The sequence below is a fragment of the Bernardetia sp. ABR2-2B genome, assembly GCF_037126435.1.
In the GTDB taxonomy this organism is placed as follows: Bacteria; Bacteroidota; Bacteroidia; order Cytophagales; family Bernardetiaceae; genus Bernardetia.
The window spans coordinates 1,538,309-1,559,744 of sequence record NZ_CP147020.1 but is presented as its reverse complement, the minus strand read 5'-3'; the positions used below and the strand labels follow the sequence as shown (position 1 = coordinate 1,559,744).

Annotated in this window: 18 protein-coding genes; 8 read left to right on the top strand and 10 right to left on the bottom strand. The window is 31.3% G+C overall.

All coding sequences use genetic code 11. The features are described from left to right. Positions 1-60: 60 nt before the first annotated feature. The 5 genes from rpsD to infA form a co-directional block, all read right to left on the bottom strand. Positions 61-666, bottom strand: coding sequence for a 30S ribosomal protein S4 (rpsD, locus tag WAF17_RS06490; RefSeq protein WP_338767786.1), 606 nt, complete (start codon positions 664-666; stop codon positions 61-63). 524 nt (positions 667-1,190) lie between these two features. Then, positions 1,191-1,583 (bottom strand): 30S ribosomal protein S11, encoded by a 393-nt coding sequence (rpsK, locus tag WAF17_RS06485; RefSeq protein WP_338767783.1) that lies wholly within the window; start codon positions 1,581-1,583, stop codon positions 1,191-1,193. A gap of 160 nt (positions 1,584-1,743) precedes the next feature. Continuing rightward, a complete protein-coding gene (gene rpsM, locus WAF17_RS06480; protein ID WP_338767780.1) occupies positions 1,744-2,112 on the bottom strand; it encodes a 30S ribosomal protein S13 in 369 nt (122 codons plus the stop codon). Between the two features lie 180 nt (positions 2,113-2,292). After that, the gene (ykgO, locus tag WAF17_RS06475; protein WP_014798809.1) at positions 2,293-2,409 is read right to left on the bottom strand and encodes a type B 50S ribosomal protein L36; all 117 of its coding nucleotides are present in this window, start codon (positions 2,407-2,409) and stop codon (positions 2,293-2,295) included. Between the two features lie 116 nt (positions 2,410-2,525). Continuing rightward, positions 2,526-2,744, bottom strand: coding sequence for a translation initiation factor IF-1 (infA, locus tag WAF17_RS06470; protein WP_014798808.1), 219 nt, complete (start codon positions 2,742-2,744; stop codon positions 2,526-2,528). A 429-nt stretch (positions 2,745-3,173) separates the two neighbouring features. On the opposite strand from infA, the gene WAF17_RS06465 reads away from it, so the two are divergent. Then, complete coding sequence (locus WAF17_RS06465) at positions 3,174-4,097, top strand: hypothetical protein (RefSeq protein ID WP_338767760.1); 924 nt, start codon at positions 3,174-3,176, stop codon at positions 4,095-4,097. Between the two features lie 233 nt (positions 4,098-4,330). Here the strand turns inward: WAF17_RS06465 and WAF17_RS06460 are convergent, their stop codons facing one another. Beyond that, on the bottom strand, positions 4,331-5,560 hold the full coding sequence (locus WAF17_RS06460) for a nucleoside recognition domain-containing protein (protein ID WP_338767757.1): 1,230 nt from the start codon (positions 5,558-5,560) through the stop codon (positions 4,331-4,333). 473 nt (positions 5,561-6,033) lie between these two features. Here WAF17_RS06460 and WAF17_RS06455 point away from each other — a divergent pair, with 473 nt between their 5' ends. Further along, positions 6,034-7,995 (top strand): M3 family metallopeptidase, encoded by a 1,962-nt coding sequence (locus WAF17_RS06455; protein ID WP_338767755.1) that lies wholly within the window; start codon positions 6,034-6,036, stop codon positions 7,993-7,995. A 1,012-nt stretch (positions 7,996-9,007) separates the two neighbouring features. Here the strand turns inward: WAF17_RS06455 and WAF17_RS06450 are convergent. From WAF17_RS06450 to WAF17_RS06435, 4 genes are all read right to left on the bottom strand, one after another. After that, positions 9,008-10,891, bottom strand: coding sequence for a serine hydrolase (locus WAF17_RS06450; protein ID WP_338767753.1), 1,884 nt, complete (start codon positions 10,889-10,891; stop codon positions 9,008-9,010). A gap of 225 nt (positions 10,892-11,116) precedes the next feature. After that, positions 11,117-12,415 carry an adenylosuccinate synthase gene (locus WAF17_RS06445; RefSeq protein WP_338767750.1) on the bottom strand — a complete coding sequence of 433 codons (1,299 nt, stop codon included), beginning with the start codon at positions 12,413-12,415 and terminating at the stop codon, positions 11,117-11,119. Positions 12,416-12,527: 112 nt separating this feature from the next. Beyond that, on the bottom strand, positions 12,528-12,866 hold the full coding sequence (locus WAF17_RS06440; protein WP_338767747.1) for an STAS domain-containing protein: 339 nt from the start codon (positions 12,864-12,866) through the stop codon (positions 12,528-12,530). A 73-nt stretch (positions 12,867-12,939) separates the two neighbouring features. After that, the gene (locus WAF17_RS06435; protein WP_338767744.1) at positions 12,940-13,440 is read right to left on the bottom strand and encodes a transcriptional repressor; all 501 of its coding nucleotides are present in this window, start codon (positions 13,438-13,440) and stop codon (positions 12,940-12,942) included. Between the two features lie 341 nt (positions 13,441-13,781). On the opposite strand from WAF17_RS06435, the gene gldA reads away from it, so the two are divergent. The 6 genes from gldA (at position 13,782) to rnpA (ending at position 21,396) form a co-directional block, all read left to right on the top strand. Next, a complete protein-coding gene (gene gldA / locus WAF17_RS06430; protein WP_338767741.1) occupies positions 13,782-14,717 on the top strand; it encodes a gliding motility-associated ABC transporter ATP-binding subunit GldA in 936 nt (311 codons plus the stop codon). A gap of 116 nt (positions 14,718-14,833) precedes the next feature. Then, a complete protein-coding gene (locus WAF17_RS06425) occupies positions 14,834-15,391 on the top strand; it encodes a hypothetical protein (RefSeq protein ID WP_338767740.1) in 558 nt (185 codons plus the stop codon). A gap of 48 nt (positions 15,392-15,439) precedes the next feature. After that, entirely contained in the window at positions 15,440-15,706 is a 267-nt protein-coding gene (locus tag WAF17_RS06420; protein WP_338767738.1) for a MafI family immunity protein, read from the top strand. Between the two features lie 69 nt (positions 15,707-15,775). After that, entirely contained in the window at positions 15,776-20,092 is a 4,317-nt protein-coding gene (locus WAF17_RS06415; protein ID WP_338767737.1) for an AAA domain-containing protein, read from the top strand. Positions 20,093-20,282: 190 nt separating this feature from the next. Beyond that, positions 20,283-20,909 (top strand): hypothetical protein, encoded by a 627-nt coding sequence (locus tag WAF17_RS06410; RefSeq protein ID WP_338767736.1) that lies wholly within the window; start codon positions 20,283-20,285, stop codon positions 20,907-20,909. An 82-nt stretch (positions 20,910-20,991) separates the two neighbouring features. Next, positions 20,992-21,396: a ribonuclease P protein component gene (gene rnpA, locus WAF17_RS06405; protein ID WP_338770154.1), complete on the top strand. Its 405-nt coding sequence runs from the start codon at positions 20,992-20,994 to the stop codon at positions 21,394-21,396. The last annotated feature ends 40 nt before the right edge of the window (positions 21,397-21,436 follow it).

Genomic DNA, 21,436 nt, shown 5'->3' with positions numbered 1-21,436 from the left:
TAAATCTTCATAATAAATAAGTTGAAAGTTATTTATTATTAGGTTAAAGATAAGCTAGGATTATTTAGAGTATAATTCGACGATTAAACGTTCTTGAACATTCTCTGGAATTTCCTCACGCTCAGGAAGCATCATAAATCGACCTTGCATCTCTGTATTATCCCACTCCAACCAAGAGTAACGAGCATTTGCTCTACCACTCAAAGCATCAGTAATGATTTGCAAAGATTTTGATTTTTCACGTACTCCAACTAAATCGCCAGGGCGTAATGAATAAGAGGCAATATTTACAATTTCTCCGTTTACGGTAATATGTTTGTGAGAAACAAGCTGACGAGCAGCTCTACGTGTAGGTGCAATACCCAAACGATAAACTACATTATCCAAACGTGTTTCTAAGAATTTCATAAGGTTTTCGCCTGTTGAGCCTTGTGCTCGAACTGCATGTTTAAATACGTTCGAAAACTGACGCTCAAGTACACCGTAAGTATGTTTGACTTTTTGCTTTTCCATCAACTGGACTGCATAATCTGATACTTTACGACGACGACCTTTTCCATGCTGACCCGGCGGATAAGCTTTTTTCTTTAAGGCTTTGCTTGGTCCGAAGATTGCCTCTCCGAAACGTCTTGCAATTTTTGCCGTAGGTCCTGTATAACGTGCCATACTGTTTTGTTATTTTTCGTGCTATTTCTGACGAAAATTAAAAATAAATTCTTAAAAGTAAAAATAAGTGATTTTGTTTAAATGCTCTTAAATTAAAAGAGAGAAAATAAACATATCGATTTTTACAGTCGTGAGCTAAACGGGGTATTCTAGTCCTTCTCTACGTTACTTATTTTTTAAGATTACAAACTGCAAATACTGTCAGTTTGGTAAATTTTCTCTTAGAACACAGACGATTAGAAAGGTTATAACTAATCCGTTTTCAAAAAAATAAGAGTTGCCGAGCCAGTCGATTTAAAATATCTATAACTATCAAAACTATATCTAAATTTTATCTAAAGCACGCAACAAGGGAGAATAGCTCCTAAACGTTTCAACTCACTCATTCTTTTTACGCTAGAAGTGGAAAGAAGCGAGATAGAAAATTCTACCTAAATTTTGTTAGCCTGTCCTTTTCGTCTAATCTATATCTATAGTAGATACTTTGAAGTATCTGAATTTTTAAATTAGATAGAATATAAAGATTATACTCTACGACGTTTCGGAGGACGACAACCGTTGTGAGGAAGAGGAGTTACATCTTTGATAGACGTAATGTCAATACCTACACTATGGATTGTACGAATAGCTGCCTCACGACCAGAACCTGGTCCTTTGACAAATACTTCTACTTTACGAAGACCCAAGTCATACGCTTTTTGAGCGCAATCACGAGCTGCTGTTTGAGCTGCATAAGGAGTATTCTTTTTAGAACCTCTGAAACCCATTTTACCAGCTGTTGCCCAAGTAATAACCTGACCTGCTTCGTTAGTCATAGAAATAATAACGTTGTTGAAAGATGCTTTGATGTGAGCTTGTCCCACAGCAGCTACTTTCACTACTCGTTTTTTGGCTTTGTCTTTACGCTTTTGTGCCATAAGTTTTTTAAACGTTTAAGCTGCAAAGAATCAATTACGAATTATAGATTACAAATTACGAATGAAATTCATTACGAATAAGTTATCTGATAAATGTAATTTGTCTTTACTAGACTTTTTCTTATCCCTATTATTATAATAAAGATAAAAGTAAAAATTATTATTTCTTTTTGTTTGCCACTGTTTTAGGCTTTCCTTTACGAGTACGTGCATTTGTTTGTGTACGCTGTCCTCTTACAGGAAGTCCTTTACGATGACGTAATCCACGGTAACAACCAATATCCATCAAACGCTTGATGTTTAGTTGTACTTCAGATTTTAGTTCACCTTCTACTTTGAAGTTTTCGCCGATATATTCACGAATAGCTTTAGCTTCATCGTCAGACCAATCTTTAGCTTTTTTGTTATGATCAACTCCTGCTGCGTCTAAAATCTGACCTGCACGAGTATTTCCAACACCAAAGATGTATGTCAAACTAATGACTCCACGCTTATTATCTGGAATATCGACACCTTGAATCCTTGCCATATTAGCTGATTAATTCTAAGTGATGATTTATTTAATACGATTACGAATTACGAATTATGAATTACGGTTTCAGAAAACCTTTAATAATTCACTATCTTCATTCCTAATACAAAAAGGTTACGCATTTTTTGAGCTAAATAGTAATTAATTAAAATTATAATTCGATCAAAAAAAACAAAATTAACCTTGACGCTGCTTAAAGCGAGGGTTTTTCTTGTTGATAACGTAAACTTTTCCATTGCGACGTACGATTTTGCAATCTACGCTACGCTTTTTTACGGAAGCTCTAACTTTCATAGTATTGAAAATTGATGTGAAAAGTTTATTTATATAAAGAAAAAAAGAACATCGTCTTATGAATTTTTCTTTTTAATCAGCAACAATCAAAAGAAAAACAAAGGCGACCTACGTTTTTATTTGTAGCGATATACGATACGGGCTTTTGTTAAGTCATACGGAGACATTTCTAACTTCACTTTATCTCCTGGAAGAATTTTGATATAATTCATACGCATTTTTCCAGAAATATGAGCAGTTACTTCGTGTCCGTTTTGAAGAGAGACACGAAACATTGCATTTGATAATGCTTCTGATACTGTTCCGTCTTGTTCGATGCTATCTTGTTTAGCCATAAAATTAAATTTAGAGTTTAGATTTAATAAGTTAGAATTTAGATAATTATAGAATGAAATAAATTTTCAAAAACATTCATTTATTCTATGTAGAGGCAGAACAACGCTATTCAATAGAATTAAACTATTATTAAAACCATTAAAGAGAGATTATTTTTTCTAAATTCAGAGCTTATTCTAGTTCTTATTTTGCTTCAAAATATGAATACAAATCTAAATAAAAGTCTAAATTTTTGTTATCTACCCGCTTTTTAACGAACTGCAAAGTTAAGATTTATTTTTGAATTATACAAAATTTGTGTAAAAGAAATATTTTGTATAAGTTTTTTAGGTGTAATTTTAAATATGTTTGACACAAAGATAAACATCAAAAGAGCATCTTGCGTTAGAAAATAATTTGAGCCATACAATTTCAGTCTTTTATTTATTATGCATGTTCATAAAATCAGTAAACAAAAACACGTTGATTTCCTCAAACAAAATCGTAAAGACCCAATCACAGGAGATTTGATTGTAGAAGGAGATGAGGTAGTTTTTTGTCAAGAATGTAAATCTACTTTTTTGAAAGACACATGGGAATATTTAGAGGGTAAGCATTGTAGTTCTAAACGTACTTTAGCTCAATTTCCTAAGGTAACAGCATTAAATTTGAGTATCAATGAAGAGCTAAAAGGGATTAATTTTTTAATTCGTGATATAAAACATAACACATTTGAGAAAGTAACCAAACGTCTTAAAAACTCAAAAGATTGGAAAGAGAGAAGAGTCAATTTCTTTTTCAATAAAAGAATACTACAAAATGAGTTTTTGGAAATAAGTTTTGAACAGAAGCTTTATAAAAAGACAGACTATTTTTTAAAGACTTGGGGGCTTCTAATTTTCTTTGCTATATGGTTTATTATTCCTTTTAGTCTTAGAAATTGTGCTTACATGGTTATGGCAGGAATGTTCTATTTTACAATATGGATAAATGTTAACAACACAAAATCAGATATTGATGTAGATACAGGTGTAAAAAAAGAACATCCGTTATTAACTTTTCAGAAAAACTCTATTCTTCTTTATTATGATAAATTACAAAAAGCATATTCTGTTGATTATCAAAACATTACTCATTTCAATTTTATTTATGGTTTGCAAGGTCTTTCTATTACCACAAAAGATGGTCAAAAACTGGATTTTTCTCTAAAAGTTACCAATGGAAAAACAGTAAGTTTTACAAAAATAAATGATATTATACAACAAATACAACTTGTCTCTAAAGATACATCTATTCGTTTTGAAGGAGTGCCTGATAGCATGAGACATAACATAAATAAACTAAATAAGGAAAATCAAAATATATGGGTGTAGAAGCTTCAAGCAAATAACTTGAATTAATTTCCTCAATCAAAACCGTCAAGACCCAATTACAGGAAATTTAATTTTAGAATGAGATGAAGTTGTTTAGGAATAGATTTGTACGTGTATTTGTTGGTATCGCTTCGCTAAAACACTAACAATGGCAGGGTTATTTTTCCTTAGAGTTGGGTTTGCAAACCCAATTCTAAGGAAAAATCTATATTCTTAAATAATTTCAATCTTTCTCAAGCAAAAAATAAATAACTAAGTAGAATTGCTGCCACGACACCCACTCCATCAGCAATCAAACCACAACTAACAGCATATCTTGTGTTTTTGATATTAACAGAACCAAAATAAACAGCCAATACATAAAATGTAGTGTCAGTAGAACCTTGAAGCGTTGCAGCCACTTTTCCAACAAAAGAATCTACTCCGTGTGTTGTGAAGGCATCAATCATAAGTCCTCTTGCTCCACTTCCACTAAGTGGCTTCATAATCGCAACTGGTAGAGCTTTTACAAATTCAGTATCAAAACCAAACAAAGAAACAAACCAACTGACAGCAGAAATAAGCATTTCCATTGCACCTGAAGCACGAAAAACTCCAATCGCAACTAACATCGCAACCAAATAAGGAATTACTTTTATGGCGATTGAAAAACCCTCTTTTGCTCCTTCAATGAAAGTTTCATAAACATTTACCTTCTTGAAAGCTGCCCAAGCAATAAAACCTACCATCACACCAAACAAAATAAAGTTACTTGCAACAGAGGAATATAAACTAATTTTTTCTTGTGATAACGTACTAAAAAACCAAGTAATAAGTGAAATGAAAGCTGTAAGTCCACCCAAATAAGCAATAACCACAGGGTGAAAAAGATTTAGTTTTTGTTTGATTCCGACAGCCAAAATACCAGCAAGTGTAGCAAAAAAAGTAGCTATCAGAATAGGAACAAAAATTTCAGCAGGATTGACTGCTCCAGCTTGTGCCCTATAAACCATAACAGAAACAGGAATAATAGTTAGACCAGAAGTATTCAAAACCAAAAACATAATTTGTGCATTACTAGCCGTTTCAGGTTTTGGGTTTAGAGATTGTAATTCTTCCATTGCCTTCAATCCTAATGGTGTAGCTGCATTGTCTAAGCCCAACATATTTGCTGAAAAATTCATAAGCATTGCACCAACAGCTCCGTGATTTTTTGGTACTTCTGGGAAAAGATGTTGAAATAACGGACTTACAAGCTTTGCCAATACCTCAATTGCTCCAGCTTGTTCGCCTATTCGCATAATACCTAGCCAAAGAGCCATTGCACCTGTTAGGTAAAGAGAGATTTCGAAGCCTGTCTTTGCGCTCTTGAAAGTAGAGTTTGTAATCTCAGAAAAAACCTCAATATTTCCATTGAATAACTGAAAGATTGCAAAAACAAAAGCAATGAGAAAAAAACCTATCCAAATTCGATTAAGAGCCATCTATGTTTTTATAAATTTTGAAAAATAAAAGAGAAATGTAATAAGTGGGTAATTTTGAGTTGATATAGACTCAAAAAATAACAGTTTTGATGAGACAAAAGTAAGAATAAATTACAAATGTTTGTTTTCTTAATTGATTAGCGTACTAAATTGATTTTTTTGACGTACTTTTACTATATAATTCAGTTAAGTAGTATTTTTTAATAAAAATAAAAATAAAAAAATACACGGATTTAATATATAAATAATCAAACATTAAGATTTGTGGATTTTTTATTAAAATAAGTGTAAAAAGCCATTAAAAGTATCCTAATGATGATTTTGTTGTATGACTTTTTTTGTATTAAAGATTATTATTTAACTAATTTAAGCGTTCGAAAACGTACTTACACTTACTAAAATATTAAAGAGTTACTTTATTAGATACTGTTCTAAATAATTTTAAAATACTATTTCAACTATAACAACCTTCTATGGAGTCTTATTTTGAGTTTTTTTATTCTTCCCCCAATTTTGAAGAAATTGATGCCAAAAGCATACGTTATATTACTGACAAAGTTATTCGTAAATCTGATGCTACCTTAGCAGTTATTTTGGGAGGTGATAATCAGACTTTCGAAATGAAAATGGATAAGTGGGACGAACTAACCCACAAGTTAGGCAGTATTTCGGGTATTATATTTCTTTTGGCACATACATCTTCTGACGAGGAAGTATATAAACAGGCTAATCAAAGCATACAAGTCTTGCAAAGATATGGAAACAGTCTTTCTCTCAATGAAGAATTATACAAAGCTATCAAAAAATATAGTCAATCTGATGATGCTCGTTGGCTAAAAGGATATAAAAAGAAGTTTATAAAAGAGACTGTTGCAGAATTCGAACGCAATGGTTTTGCACTTGTCCAGCAAGATAGAGATACTTTGAGAATCATCAAAGACCAATTATCTGACCTTTCGAATGAGTTCTCAAGAAATATTGCAGAACATCAAGACCAAATTATAATCTCGGAAGAAGACATTGAAGGACTTCCAGAAGACTATAAAAATCGTCATAGAATGGAAGATGGAATGTATAAAATTACACTGGATTCCCCATCTTATCGTCCGTTTATGCGCTATGCCAAAAATGAAAAGTGGCGTAAAGAACTCTATATAAAATACTTGAATAGAGGAAATCCAAAAAATACTGATGTTCTTATCAAAACAATTGCTCTTCGTAATCAAATGGCTAATTTATTAGGTTACAAGACGTATGCTCAATATGCTATTGAAGAAAAAATGGCAAAAACACCTCGTACAGTTTGGGATTTTGAAGAAGAATTAACTAAAAAGGTAAAACCAAAAGCAAAGAAAGATTATAAAGAACTTTTGAGTGTTACAGACGGAAAGGAAGAATTAAAAAGTTGGGAAACAGGATTTTATAATAATATTCTTTTAGAGAAGAATTATAATCTCAATGCAGAAGAAGTCAAACAGTATTTTGAGTTAAATAATGTCTTCAAAGGAATTTTCAAGATTTGTAAAGCACTCTTCGGAATTGATTTTGTCAAAATGTATCATCATTCTGTTTGGCACGAAGATGTAGTTGTATATGAAGTGCGAAAAAAGAACACGGTTGTAGGAAAAATGTATTTGGATTTGTACCCAAGAGCTAATAAGTATAGCCATGCAGCATGTTTTGGTTTGGTTTCGGGCAGAGAAACTGAAAGAGGTTACCAAACTCCACATACGGCATTAGTTTGTAATTTTCCTCCTTCTCAAACAGGTTCTCCTTCACTACTTTCTCACGAACAAGTAACTACGGTTTTTCATGAGTTTGGACACGGGCTTCATCAGCTTCTCACACAATCGCCTCTAGCTTCATTTGCAGGTACGAATGTAGCACGAGATTTCGTAGAAGTTCCTTCGCAGCTTTTCGAAAACTGGGCTTGGGACTACGATATTCTGAAAGATTTTGCTCATCATCACAAAACAGGAGAAGTTTTGCCAAAAGAACTTTTTGATAAAATGGTGGCTGCACGAAATGTAGGTTCAGGTCTCTTTACTCTTCAACAAATTTTGTACGGAACATTTGACCTTACGCTACACGATAAATATGACCCACTTATAGATGCGTCTCCGAGTGAATTATTCAATAAGCTTCAAAATCAAATTACGCTTACTGCCCCAGTAGAAGGAACAGATTTTCCTTCAGGTTTTGGGCATCTGATGGGGTATGCAGCAGGATATTATGGTTATTTGTGGGCAAAAGTTTATGCTGAAGATATGTTTTCTGTCTTTGAAAAAGAAGGTTTATTAAATCCGAAAGTAGGTAAGAAATACTTAGATAAAGTCTTGTCAAAAGGTGGTAGCGAAGATGAGATGAGTCAAATTAAGAGCTTCTTAAAACGAGAACCAAAACAAGACGCATTCTTGAAATCATTAGGATTATAGGGGTTTTTAATAGCCAAATAAGCACTTATTTTGATTTTTTCATAAAATAACTTAGCTTTGTGCAACCCTTTTATGATTCGTTGGGTCTTAATAGTGTAAGGCAAAACTTGCCATTTCGTCGAAAATAAGAATGTAATTGTAGTTTTATTCTTTCAGTTTGTAATTTTTAATTATTTATTGACTTATCAATTTTTTGCGCCAACTACAATTATATTCTATTTTCGCTTATCATAAATATAAAAACCATTTCTTGTTTGTATGAGAAATGGTTTTTTTTATGTCTAAATTAGATTAGTATTTATATTACATAAAAAAACTACTTCAAAAATTGTAAAAATCTAAGAAGTAGTTAGTTATTTGATTCAATATGTAGAGGCAATACACATAAAATTTTTTTCATAAATTATATGGGTGTTTAAAAGGTTTAGAGTATAGACGAATTTAGTTTTTTAAAAATAATTTTATATTTCTAATTAAATCCGAATAATTCATTGAATAGTTAAGGTTTTACCCAAGTTGAGATTGTAGTTTTCATAATAAGTAAAATTAAATAGTTGTGATTGATTAAGATAAAATAAGTGAACAATTTTAATATCTTTATAATTAGAAGATTCAAAAAAAGGCAATTTGGTTGCATTTGAAAATTTATTTTTTTTTTGTCTTCTATATATAAGACGCTGAAAAGTCTGAAAATGCACACAGAATAGTTAATATTTAACATATTTTTTGAAAAATTCTATCATGTTAGCTCTAAATATCCCATAATTACACCAAAAACAGCTTTTTGATAATTGAAAAATAAAATTTTATTCTAATTTTTTAATAACTGAATTAATCTATTTTTAGAATTTCATTCTCAATTATGCTATATCAACCTTTTTTGGGATAGTGAAAGTTCCTTTTTTGGAGAAATATTTTTAATAAAAAATTAAAAGCCTGATTGTCAAATAATTACTCCTCCACCTAAAGCATTTTTTTCTAATTTCTAATTCCCAGTTTCTGTATTTCCCTATTATTTCATTGCATCATAAATCAATTGCTGTATTCTAGTTCTAGTATTTAGGCTCATAAGCATTTTGCTATTTCGTGTTGGATAGACTCTGTTTGATAGAAAAATAAAAATCATTTCACTAGCTGGATCAACCCAAACCATCGTTCCTGTAAAACCAAAATGCCCATAACTAAGCGCAGAAGCATCTTTTGCCGTATTTCCATTCGGACTCCATTCTAAAAGTGGCTTATCAAATCCTAATCCTCTTCGGTTTCCTTCTTCACAAAACTGACAACGTGTAAATTCTGCAATTGTAGTAGGTTTTAAAAAAGTCGTCTCACCATAGTTTCCACCATCTAAAAACATTTGTAAGATTTTGGCTACATCATTTGCGTTTCCAAAAAGCCCTGCATGTCCTGAAATTCCTCCACGCATTGCAGCAGCTTCATCATGGACATTACCCCAAACAAGCTCATTTCTAAATAAAGAATCTCTTTCAGTAGGTACAATTCTGCTTCTTGAAAATTTCTCCAATGGCTTAAAAGTCAGCGTAGATGCAGATAGAGGCTTATAGAAATGAGTTTGTAGAAAATTACTAAACTCTTCGTATGTCTGCCTTTCAATAACTTCAGGAGCTAAGATAAAGCCCAAATCGCTATACTTATATCCTTTTTTGGATAACAATTTTGAGTCTGCAATGATTTGAAGCATATTCTCTTTATAGTAGTTAGTCTTTATGAAAAGATTCTCTGATAACTGCGTTTCGAACCCTTTCTCTTTTTTATTTCTAAAAATTTCTTTTGGATAAACTTTATGATTTCGTGTTTCTTTGTGTCCAAAATCAATGAAAGGAGTAAGCATTGCTTGATGTGTCAGAATGTCTTTTAAGGTGAGCGTATCTTTATTTGTTTCTTTAAAGAAAGGTAGAAAATAAGACAATGTAGAATCTAAAGGCAAACGGTTTTGGTCATAGATAGCCATATAAGCAGCTGTCGAAGCCAAAATTTTGGTAACAGAAGCTAAATCATAAATATCACTTTTTTCAGCTTTTCTGACAGAATCATACGTATGAAACCCAAATGCTTTTTGATAGATTACATTTCCTTTTACGGCAACCAAAACCTGTGAGCTAGGCATTGCCTTTACGTTCATAGCCTCCAAAACAAGCGTATCTATAAGCTGTAAGTCTTGTGAATTTATGCCAACTTCTTCTGGAATTGTATATTTTAATCGATTCTTTTTTGTGAAAATTCCTTTTTCTTCTTCGAAACTGGGCAAAATTTCATTTTCCAAAACTCCACTTGCTCCAATTCCTCCACATAGAAGTTGTGCTGATAATTCTTCTGAAATAGAATTATAGACAGGACAAAAAAGAATAGCATTTGTCTTTAAGAGCCGCTTTTGATTTTTTTGTATAAAATTTCTATTTTCAAAAACAACAACAGAAACAGATTTTGAAGAAGCAAAAACAGAAATTTGATTGGCTAAAAAATTAGAAACTTTATTATAAACAGTCGTATTTTTTTCATCTTCTTTTTCTATCAAGAAAATAATCTCATCAAAATTATCTAGGCTCTGAAAGTCAGCAGCCAATTTGAGAGAATCTTCTGAAGGAGCAATATGGAAAGTCGTAAAATCTGAATATAAATTTATAGTTGATTCAAAAGTAGAAAATGTTTTTTTGGAAACGCTCACAACGACCTTTCTATCTTTAGCTAGGTTTTGAAGTGGTATATAATTGTCTTTATTATGCAGCAAAACCAAACTAGACTCTATCAGCTTTCTTTTTTGAAGCATCGTTTGGGGAACATTCCAATCTTTCCACCAACTGACACACCCCCCAATAGAAAGCATAAGAATAGCTAAAAAAGAGAATAGAAAAATATTTTTTGTAGATTTTTTCATAGAAGTAATCAAAGCTTAGGAACAAAGTTATTAGGAAGATTATTCAATAAGTATTATTGAATAAAAAGTAATTTAGTCAGAAAAAATCATTTTCACAAAGACGGTTAGTTATCTAAATTTCTCTTTTTTTGAAATAAAAAAAGCTTACAAATTTCATTGTAAGCTTTTTTTAAATTGCTAATTCATAAAATATAACTAGCTGTGTTAATAGGTTATAATTTGTAATTAAACTACTTGTAACTCACTTTTCATAAGTGTTGCATTTCTTTCAGGACCAAAGGAAACAAGCGTAATTGACGCACCCACATTTTCTTCTACAAATTTAATATATGTTTGTAGGTTTTTTGGAAGCTCTTCGAAAGAAGTAATACCATCAGCTATATCTTCCCAGCCTTTGAAAGTTTTGTAAACAGGTTCTATCTTTTGCGTTACAATATCGTGAGGAAGTCTGTCAGTAATTGTTCCATCTTCCAACTTGTAATGTGTACATACTTTTATCTCATCAAAAGGAGTAAGAACATCTGTTTTCATCATAAAAAGCTGTGTAACTCCATTTATCATAACAGCATAATTTAGGGCAGGTAAATCTAACCAACCACAACGGCGAGGTCGTCCTGTCGTTGCACCAAACTCACCACCAAATTTGCGAAGTGCCTCTCCTGTTTCATCATGTAACTCGGTAGGAAAAGGACCACTACCTACTCTTGTACAGTATGCTTTAAAAATACCAAAAACTTCTTTTACTTTACTTGGAGCAACTCCCAAACCTGTACAAGCTCCTGCCGAGACAGTATTCGAACTCGTTACGAATGGATAAGAACCAAAATCAATATCTAAGAGCGTTCCTTGTGCGCCTTCTGCCAATACTTTCTTTTTTGCTTTGATAGCATCATCAATAAAGTATTCGCTTTCAATCATTTTAAAACCTTTCAAAAATTCAATAGCATCAAAAAAGGTATTTTCTATTTCAGAAAAATCAGCAGGTAAAATACTTTCCTCATCAGTATTCAAGCTGCGAAGTATTTCTAGGTGTTTTGCTTTTGTAGCATCATAGCGTTCTTTGAAATTTGCGTATAAAGCATCTCCTAAGCGAAGCCCAGAACGACCTATTTTGTCTTGATAGGTTGGACTGATTCCTTTTAATGTAGAACCAATTTTGTTATTTCCTTTTGCCTTCTCTTGAGCAGCATCTAAGATTCTGTGTGTAGGCAAAATAAGCTGTGCTTTTTTTGAGAAAAATAGAGTCTTCTTTACATCGACACCCAATTTTTCGAGAGCTTCAATTTCTTTTTTTAAAATAAGAGCATCTAACACAACACCATTTCCGACTACGTTTTGAATGGTAGGACGAAAAATACCTGATGGAATTTGATGCAAAACATGTTTTAGACCATCAAAAAAGAGTGTGTGTCCAGCATTTGGCCCTCCTTGAAAACGAGCTACAACATCATATTTAGGAGCTAAAAAATCGACAATTTTTCCTTTGCCTTCGTCGCCCCACTGTAAGCCGAGTAGAATATCCATTTTGTTTGTTTATAGTTGAATGTTGCTTTTAGAATAAATGAGCAACAGAACAGTTAGCTTTATTTTACACATGCAAAAACTCTTTTACAGAAAGAGCAAAAGAGTTTGTTTTTTAGTCAAAAAGTTTGACAGCTTCTTCCTCTGTTTGTGCAACAGAAAAAATATTATTGAGTTTTGTAATGACAAGCAATTTTTTTGCTTGTTCAGATGGTTTCAAGAGTACCAAATCGCCCCCTGCATTTCTAAAACGAGTAAGCAAACGAATAAGGAAACTAAGCCCTGTACTATTCATATAGCCTACTTTTGAAATATCGATAACGCAAGAAGTAACTTTTTCTTCAATTTGGTCTTTGACAACTTCTAATACTTCATTTTCTTTGTTTGCTCCCAACAAATCGCCTTCCAATTCTAAAAAGAGAACGTTGTCATTTGTTTTGTGTGTAAAATTCATTTGAATAGTTATTAATAATAAATGAGTAGTGAAATTAGGATTACAGATTATAGTTCTGATAATCACTAAGAAATTAATCTTTTGTATTTAATTCTTTTTCTTTTTGGTCTTTTTCGTGTTGTGTTTTGGCTTGACAGTCTGCACAAACACCATATAAATTTAGAGAATGGTGCATTACTTTAAAATTCAGAAGTTCGCCCACCATTGTCTGAATATTATGAATACGTGGGTCGCAAAACTCAATTACTTTATGGCAATCCGTACAAATCAAATGGTCGTGCTGACGATAGCCATAACACTTTTCATATTGTGCCATGTTTTTGCCAAACTGATGCTTACTTACCAAATCACAATCTACTAGCAAATCCAATGTATTATAGACTGTTGCACGACTAACTCTATAATTTTTATTTTTCATGCTAATATATAGAGATTCTACATCAAAATGACCTCCTCGTGTATAAATTTCTTCTAAGATAGCAAAACGTTCAGGAGTCTTGCGCAATGATTTATTTTCTAAATAAGCTGTAAATATTTTCTTGACTTCGCTATAAATTTCTTCGTTGAGTGGCATAAAATTGAAATTATCTATATTATAATAAAAATCTATTGAAGACTCTAAGGTTCTAATCTTTCTTTTTTATAAATGATAAAGCAATAATTCTATTTTTTTTAGATTTGCTTTTTCTGTCTTCTATTGAGTATGACTTCCCCTAATTTTTATACAAATATAAAAAAATAAAGGCAGAAATAAGACCTGCGATATTCAATTTCTTATCTAACTCTAAATATGTAGTTGATTAGGATTTTTAGTAATTTGAATCAAATACATCATAATTTATAAATTAATGATAAAAAGATACGTAAATTTGAATTCCTGTAATTATATCTCATCAACCTCTAATTTTTAAGCTCTTGATTCAAATAAATAACCTCACAAAACTTTATGGTTCACAAGCTGCCGTTAATAATCTTTCTTTTGAAGCCAAAAAAGGAGAAATTTTGGGTTTTTTAGGACCTAATGGAGCAGGAAAATCTACTACAATGAAAATAGCGACTTGTTATATGGCTGCAAGTAGTGGAAATGTAGAAGTTTGTGGAATTGATGTAGCTCAAAACCCAAAAGAAGTTAGAAAAAAAATTGGTTATCTAGCCGAAAATAATCCTCTCTATTCGGATATGTATGTAAAGGAATATTTGGCTTTTATGGGAAAGTTTTATGACTCAGAAAATCTAAAAGGGGGAAATAAATTAAAGACTAGAATCGATGAAGTAATCCAATTAGTAAAACTAGAAAGAGAATCACACAAACAACTTCACCAACTTTCAAAAGGCTTTCAGCAGCGTGTCGGACTTGCACAAGCACTTCTGCACGACCCAGAAGTTTTGATTTTGGACGAACCAACAACAGGGTTAGACCCAAATCAAATTGTAGAAATCCGTCAAGTAATAAAAAGTATTAGTGCAGAGAAGACGATTATTTTTTCTACACATATTATGCAAGAAGTACAGGCTCTTTGTGATAGGGTGGTTATTATCAATAAAGGAAAAAAGGTTCTTGATACGTCAATAGATAAGCTAAACGACAAATTAAAGACCGAACTGAATCAAAATGAGTTTGTCTTGAATTTGGAAACAGAAAAACCAATTTTGGAAAATGAGTGGAAACAAGTTGAGGGAATAACAAAAGTAGAAATAAATCAAAATGAGCCTACAAAAGTCAAATTATTTACACAAAGCGATTTAAGAAAAGAAATATTTTTACATTCTGCTAAAAATGATTGGGTGCTTTTGGAGATGCAGCAACAAACACAATCTTTAGAAAATGTTTTTCATCAGCTTACGAAATAGCTTTGGCTTAAACAAAGTTTTAAGTCTTTATTGTGACAGAAGAATAAAATTTGCTAAATATTTATCTAAAATGTAATGTTAATCACATTGAAGTTATTAAAACTAAAAATGAATTTATGAAAGTCTTGAAAATATATTTATATAGCTATATTTTTTTGGTAATTTCTTGTGTTTTACTAAGCTACTTTATTCCTAAAAATATAGATGCTTGGATTCCAAATTTATTTTATAAAAGTGAGTTTTACCAAGATAACCTACCCATTTATGCTCCTTTTGAAAGAGAATGGACAGAATATTTAGCCTTTTTTCTTTTTCTTAGTTTTGTTTGGTTGCCTAAAATTCTTCTGTTAAGAACTAAATCTTATCTTATTTGGAATTTGAAAATGAAGTTGCATTTTTTGGGAATGTTTGTAGTTACTTTATTAGTTGCATTCCTCAATGGAGAGTTTTTGAGTGAAAGTATCTTTAAAGCATTAGTTTCAAAACAAGGAAGTTTAGTTATATATCATCACATATATTTTTACTTTCCTTTATCTAATTACTTTTCAGATTACTTTTTAATTGGTACTTTCATTTATCTATTTCTGTTAGTTCCATTTTTCTATTCACTTACTCGTTCTAAAAATAATATATCCTTTACTTTGTCTTCTGACAATGTTTTGGATAGAAACTAATTAAAAAAAAATAAAATTTATAGAATGTTTTTTTTAAGAAAAAATGAAATGAAAAATTTAATTAATTCAATAATAAATCAAGCTGCAAATCTAGGATTATCAAATCAGAATATAATTGATGCGAAAGAACTTGTAGAGTATAATGAAAGGGGAATAGCTTTAGAGTTAATTATAACTCAGATCTATGAGTATGAAATAAAAATCAATAAATTATTTTATAAAGATATTGAAAGATTAGCAAAGAAATTTAAAATGGAAGAAGAGCATTATTCATTTTTAGTAGAATTGATTGATTACAGATTAAATTTAAAATAAACCGTTGTTCGTGTCCTCACGAGCGACTTCTGCCGTTGTTGGTGTCCCCACCAACGACATCACATTTATATGCAAAAACAAAAACTTTTAGAAATTTATCAGCGCAGACTGACCAATCTTTCAGGAAAAAACCGTTCGCTTTGGCTTCCTAAAATCTATAAAAACTCTTTTTTAGATATTAATGAACTGGATTTTTTGTTGAACAAACCTGCCTTTTCGGTTATTGAAAGTTTGTTGCAAAACTCTAAAAGAGGTATTCCTATCTGTCAGCTTTCAGATGCTAGAGATGCTAAAACAAATCAAATCAGTAGGCAATTAAAGGGAATTGAGCGCAAGACAAATTCTATCTTTGAAGAAAGTGGAGCTTATGATTTGTATGTTGGTTTTCCGTTTGTAGAAGGCAAACTACACGACGATACGGTGGTGCGTTGTCCTTTGTTGTTTTTTCCTGTTACATTAGAAACTGCAACTAGAAAATGGCAAATTTCACAGCGAACAGATGCAGGAGTTAGTTTTAATAAAGCCTTTTTATTGGCGTATTCTCATTTTAATGAAACGGAAGTTTCAGAAACTGTACTAGAAGAAAATTTTGATAGCTTTTCCAAAAATCCTTTAGAGTTTTTGACAGAATTATACAGTTATTTAGAGAAAAGTCAGTTAGAAATCAATTTTAATAGGGAAACTTTCGCTCAAAAACTTCTTCCTTTTTTCTCTCAAACCAAGCAAGATGCTACCAATCTTTTCGAAACTGGAAAACTAAAACTGGTTTCTCAAGCTGTATTGGGAATTTTTCCTCAAGCGGGTTCGTATCTCTATCAAGATTATGAAAAACTGATAAATGATGAGAAAACACCACAATTAGAAGATTTTTTTCACGGCGATTTTTCCAAGTTTAATGACTTTGAGACTTTTAAAGGAACTGAATTTCAAGATGAGATTCTGAAAAATAATACCACCGAAAAAGATATTTCAGAAGAAGAGATTTTTGCGCCTTTTGCACTTGATGCTTCACAGGAACAGGTTTTGAAAGCTGTCAAAAATAATAATTCGTTTGTCGTTCAAGGCCCTCCCGGTACTGGAAAGTCTCAACTGATTTGTAATTTGGTAAGTGATTTTGTGGCGCAAGGAAAAAAAGTATTGGTTGTCTGTCAGAAACGGGCTGCTTTAGATGTTGTCCAAAATCGTTTGAGTGAAATTAGAATTGCTGATTTTATTGCACTTGTTCACGATTTTAAGCAAGATAGAAAATCTATTTATGAGCAGATTTTGAATCATATTCAGAGTTTAGAGAGTTATGAGAAGCAAAACAAAACACTCAATGCGATTCATTTAGAACGCAATTTCTTAAAAATAAGTAGAGAAATTGATAGTCTTAGCAATGATTTTGAAGAGTATAGAAAAATCTTTTTTGATGAAAAAATCTGTGGAAAATCAATCAAAGAATTATATCTAAGTGCAGATTTAAAGAAAAATCATACAGAATTATCTCAAATTTCTGATTTTTATTTTGATGATGAATTTGAAGCAGATTTAGAACCGTCGTTGAGTTTTGAGAATTTTCAACAGGGGAAAGTTTCTATTTCAAAATTTAGGAAACATCTAAAATCTTATATTCGCCTTCAAAATAATTATGATAATCCGAATTATATTCTTTCAAAAAGGCGAGGTTTTGCAGGTTTTGATGAGGAAAATAAAAAAGAAATTCTAGCTCTTTTTACAGAGATTCCAGCGTTTAAAAAGGAAATTGAATCAAAACTTTCTACCTTTTTAGGAAAATCAATTTCTTATGAAGAAGTAAAAAAATGGACAGAAAAAGTACCACAATGGCAACAAGCTGTAAAAGAACTCAAAGACAAAAACCTTTGGCAGATTTTTAAAGAGAGTCGTTATTATGATTTTGAAAAACCTGAATGGCTCACTAATTACATAGATATTTCAGAAAAAGAAAATATTGCTGCCTCGTTTGCCAATGCAGAAAAGAAATGGCTTTCAGAAAAGGAAAAAGACCTTTTGAGTTATTTTTCTGATGGTGGAATGGAAAAATTTTTAGAATACAGAACATTAAAAGAAGCTAATTTTTTAGTAAAGGAATACAAAAAACAAAAGCAGAGTTTTCTCCGAAAAATGTGGAAAAGAGTGGCTGCACCAAAAGCCGAAAAATTCACCAAAGAATTTTTAGAAAAATACAGACGAAAAGATACTTTAAAAAATATTGATTCACTTCTCAAAAAAATATCAAAACGCAATAGTTTCGAACTCAAAATGATTGCGCTACAAGCCGTAGAGTGGGTTTCTGAACCTCCTTCTGCTATTGGCTTGAAGAAAAATGAACTCAAAAAGTGGTTTGTTACACACCGAAAAGCATTAGATTTAAAACTCCTTTTGGTAGAATTAATTGAATACAGTCGAATTTTTTTAGATAAGGAAATTACACACCAAGATTTAAGTTTGTTTTTAGAAGAATTTGTAGCTACGCTGACAGAAATTGATACAGAAGAACAGCTTTGGAGTAAATATTTAACAGAAAATCAAATCCAAATACTATTAAATGAAGATAAATCTGAAAATCAAAGTGATGAGCTAAATAATATAAAATTAGCTATAGAAAAAGATTTTGATAAATTGGTAGAATTAGACATACTAAAAAGTAAGTTTTCAGAAGCAGAATTAAAGACGATTGAAGAATTAAAAGTAGCCGATAGTTTGGAAACTGTCGAAAATAATCAGTTAAATGAAAGTGAAATGTTGAATTTATTTGATAATTCTGTTCAAATAAGTTGGATAAATGAGCTTGAAAAACGTTTTCCTATCTTGAAAACAGTTGGTTCTCAAAACTGGGATGAAAATGAAGAGCGTTTAAAAGAACTGGTAGCTCAAAAACAACAAATTAGTGCCGATATTTTACGCTTAAAAGTTAAAGAAAAAACCTATAAAGATTTAGAATTTAATCGTTTGGGAAACCGAACGACGTACAGAGATTTAGAACATCAAGTCAAGAAAAAACGCAGTATTTGGGCATTACGAAAACTTTTATCGAATTATTCAGATGATATTTTCAAACTTTTGCCTTGTTGGTTGGCTTCTCCAGAAACGGTTTCGGCTATTTTTCCATTAGTTCAAAATTTTGATTTAGTCATTTTTGATGAGGCTTCTCAATGTTTTGCTGAAAAGGGAATTCCTGCGCTTTATCGTGCTAAACAAAGTATTATTGCTGGCGATGAAAAACAGCTCCCTCCACACGATTTGTATCAGCCACGTTGGGAAGAAGATTTAGATAAATTAGAGGTTAATTCAGAGGGATTTGATATTCAAAGTAAAGGAGGTGATGAAATAATATCAGAAAATCAAGAAAATCCGAGGTTCGCTTTAGAGGTAGATTCGCTTTTAGATTTGGGTAAAAATTATTTACCTTCTTTTTGGCTCAATGGTCATTATCGAAGCCGTTTTGCAGAGCTTATTGCTTTTTCAAATTATCATTTCTATAATAATAAACTCAAAGTTGTTCCAGATTTGAAGATGGCAGAAGAATATAAAGATTCTACGCCATTAGAATACATAAAAGTCAATGGAACGTGGTATCAGAATCAAAACCAAGAAGAAGCAGAAAAAGTAGTAGAACTTATCAAAAAACTGCTTAAAGATGAAAAAACGAATAAAAAATCTATTGGAATAATTACTTTCAATGCCAAACAACAAAACTTGATTCGTGATTTACTAGAAGAAAATTTGGAAACAATTCCAGAGGGTTTATTTGTCAAAAACATAGAAAATGTACAAGGAGATGAGCGAGATTTAATTATTTTTTCGGTAGGTTATGCGCCAAATATGGCAGGAAAGTTTCGTTTGAGTTTTGGTTCTTTGAGCCAAGTAGGAGGAGAGAATCGTCTGAATGTAGCCATCAGTAGAGCTAGAGAAAAGATTTTTGTAGTGAGTAGTATTTTCCCTCATCAGCTTCCTGTCTTAGAAACACACAGCATAGGCGCACAATTTTTGAAAAAATATTTGTCTTTTGCTCATTCTGTTTCGGAAGGAAAATCTTGGCATCAAATCAGTTTTGATGAGAGTACAGAAAAACGAAAGTCTCAAGAAGTAGAGCAAAGTTATTTTTCTGATTTAAAAAACATCATCGTTTCAAATAATCAAAATTCAGATATTGAGTTTTCTCAAAATACCTTTTCGGTGATGGATTTGGTAATGCTTTCTAAAAATAATAATACTCAAAACAAAGAAATACTAGCAGCTATTTATACTGATGATGAGCGTTATTTTGCTTCTTATTCAGCTAAAGAATTTCATGTTTATCTTCCTATGCTTTTAGAGAAGAAAGGTTGGAAAGTGAAGTTTTTTTGGTCAAAGGATTATTTTTTGGATGGAAACATAATCTAGGAAGTTGTTTAAAAATAACACAGTCTTTGTTGGTGTTTTAGCGTAGCGACACCAACAAATATATCTACAAAGCCCATTCTGAAACAACTTCTAGGGAAAAATATTTATCATAATACAAATATAAAATGAATAGATATAGTTCACTTCGCAGAACCTAACGAGAACAAAAGTTTAATACTAAATTAATTTAATGATGATGTACGAATTTATTGCTGATATTAAAAAAACTCATTTTTATAAAGTATTCTGTACTGAAAATTTTGATTACACAGAAAAAATATTTGCTAATGAAAATTGGCAGTTTGCTTTTTTTAAACTTGATATGTTTCTATTTAATGATGAAAATAGATCTTTCATGTCAAAATTTTGTAATTTCTTTAGTAATGAAAAGGCTTCATTATATGTAACTGCTGGAGAGCCTATTGAAGAAGTTGTTGATGGTTATGGTTATCGTACAATTAAATTTTCTAGTCAATTAGATTTTCTTGAATTACCTTATGAAGTTCCAAATCCTGATGGTCAGAATTTAGCTGTAAACTGGCTTGGAGATTTTTTGTGGACTGAAAAAGGAACTTGGGGAATATATCATGATAGATATAACTTTGTGTTTATATTAGGTTATGATACAAAAATAAAACAGCGTGTAGAAGATACTCTTCTCAATCATCCTAACAGAATATTTGTTGAGGAATTATATGAAATTATAGACGAACTCTATCCTAAGCGTTCTAAAGATGAAATTTTGAGAGAGAAGCAAAAAAAGAAATATTTCAACGATATTGCCAAAAGTAATTCATGGTTTAGGAAAGATAGTTAAAGAGTTCTACGTTTATTTGTTTAAAGACTAGCTCGTAGTTATTTTTGCTTAATAAATTTCTATACTCTTAAAATAATAAAATCTGGAAACTTCAAAAAATACTTTCACAAAACAAGAACGTCTTTCTTCTGTCAAAGATATCGAAACACTTTTTAAAAAAGGCAAATCATTGTTTGTCTTTCCTCTGAAAGTTGTCTTCACTCCCAAGAAAGTAGAAAAGGAAATACAAGAAAATAGTCAGAATAAAATTCGTCCTGCTCGTCTATTGATTTCAGTTTCGAAGCGAAACTTTAAGAAAGCTGTTGATAGAAATCGTATAAAAAGACAAATTAGAGAAGGATATAGACTTCAAAAATCGGAGTTTGATTTATCACATATAGATACTTTTGCTTTTATTTGTATTGCCAAAGAACATATTGATTCAAAGTTTTTACATAAACGCATCAAAAAACTATTAGTAATGCTAGAAAATGAAGCTGAAAAATAAATGAGTAGATTTTTTAAGTTATCATTTTTAGACGATTGTA

Excerpts from the sequence above, each read along its gene's own strand:
- rpsD (WP_338767786.1), bottom strand. The coding sequence starts at position 666 with ATGGCACGTTATACAGGACCTACGGCAAAAATTGCAAGACGTTTCGGA.
- rpsK (WP_338767783.1), bottom strand. The coding sequence starts at position 1,583 with ATGGCACAAAAGCGTAAAGACAAAGCCAAAAAACGAGTAGTGAAAGTA.
- rpsM (WP_338767780.1), bottom strand. The coding sequence starts at position 2,112 with ATGGCAAGGATTCAAGGTGTCGATATTCCAGATAATAAGCGTGGAGTC.
- ykgO (WP_014798809.1), bottom strand. The coding sequence starts at position 2,409 with ATGAAAGTTAGAGCTTCCGTAAAAAAGCGTAGCGTAGATTGCAAAATC.
- infA (WP_014798808.1), bottom strand. The coding sequence starts at position 2,744 with ATGGCTAAACAAGATAGCATCGAACAAGACGGAACAGTATCAGAAGCA.
- WAF17_RS06465 (WP_338767760.1), top strand. The coding sequence starts at position 3,174 with ATGCATGTTCATAAAATCAGTAAACAAAAACACGTTGATTTCCTCAAA.
- WAF17_RS06460 (WP_338767757.1), bottom strand. The coding sequence starts at position 5,560 with ATGGCTCTTAATCGAATTTGGATAGGTTTTTTTCTCATTGCTTTTGTT.
- WAF17_RS06455 (WP_338767755.1), top strand. The coding sequence starts at position 6,034 with ATGGAGTCTTATTTTGAGTTTTTTTATTCTTCCCCCAATTTTGAAGAA.
- WAF17_RS06450 (WP_338767753.1), bottom strand. The coding sequence starts at position 10,891 with ATGAAAAAATCTACAAAAAATATTTTTCTATTCTCTTTTTTAGCTATT.
- WAF17_RS06445 (WP_338767750.1), bottom strand. The coding sequence starts at position 12,415 with ATGGATATTCTACTCGGCTTACAGTGGGGCGACGAAGGCAAAGGAAAA.
- WAF17_RS06440 (WP_338767747.1), bottom strand. The coding sequence starts at position 12,866 with ATGAATTTTACACACAAAACAAATGACAACGTTCTCTTTTTAGAATTG.
- WAF17_RS06435 (WP_338767744.1), bottom strand. The coding sequence starts at position 13,440 with ATGCCACTCAACGAAGAAATTTATAGCGAAGTCAAGAAAATATTTACA.
- WAF17_RS06425 (WP_338767740.1), top strand. The coding sequence starts at position 14,834 with ATGAAAGTCTTGAAAATATATTTATATAGCTATATTTTTTTGGTAATT.
- WAF17_RS06420 (WP_338767738.1), top strand. The coding sequence starts at position 15,440 with ATGAAAAATTTAATTAATTCAATAATAAATCAAGCTGCAAATCTAGGA.
- WAF17_RS06415 (WP_338767737.1), top strand. The coding sequence starts at position 15,776 with ATGCAAAAACAAAAACTTTTAGAAATTTATCAGCGCAGACTGACCAAT.
- WAF17_RS06410 (WP_338767736.1), top strand. The coding sequence starts at position 20,283 with ATGATGATGTACGAATTTATTGCTGATATTAAAAAAACTCATTTTTAT.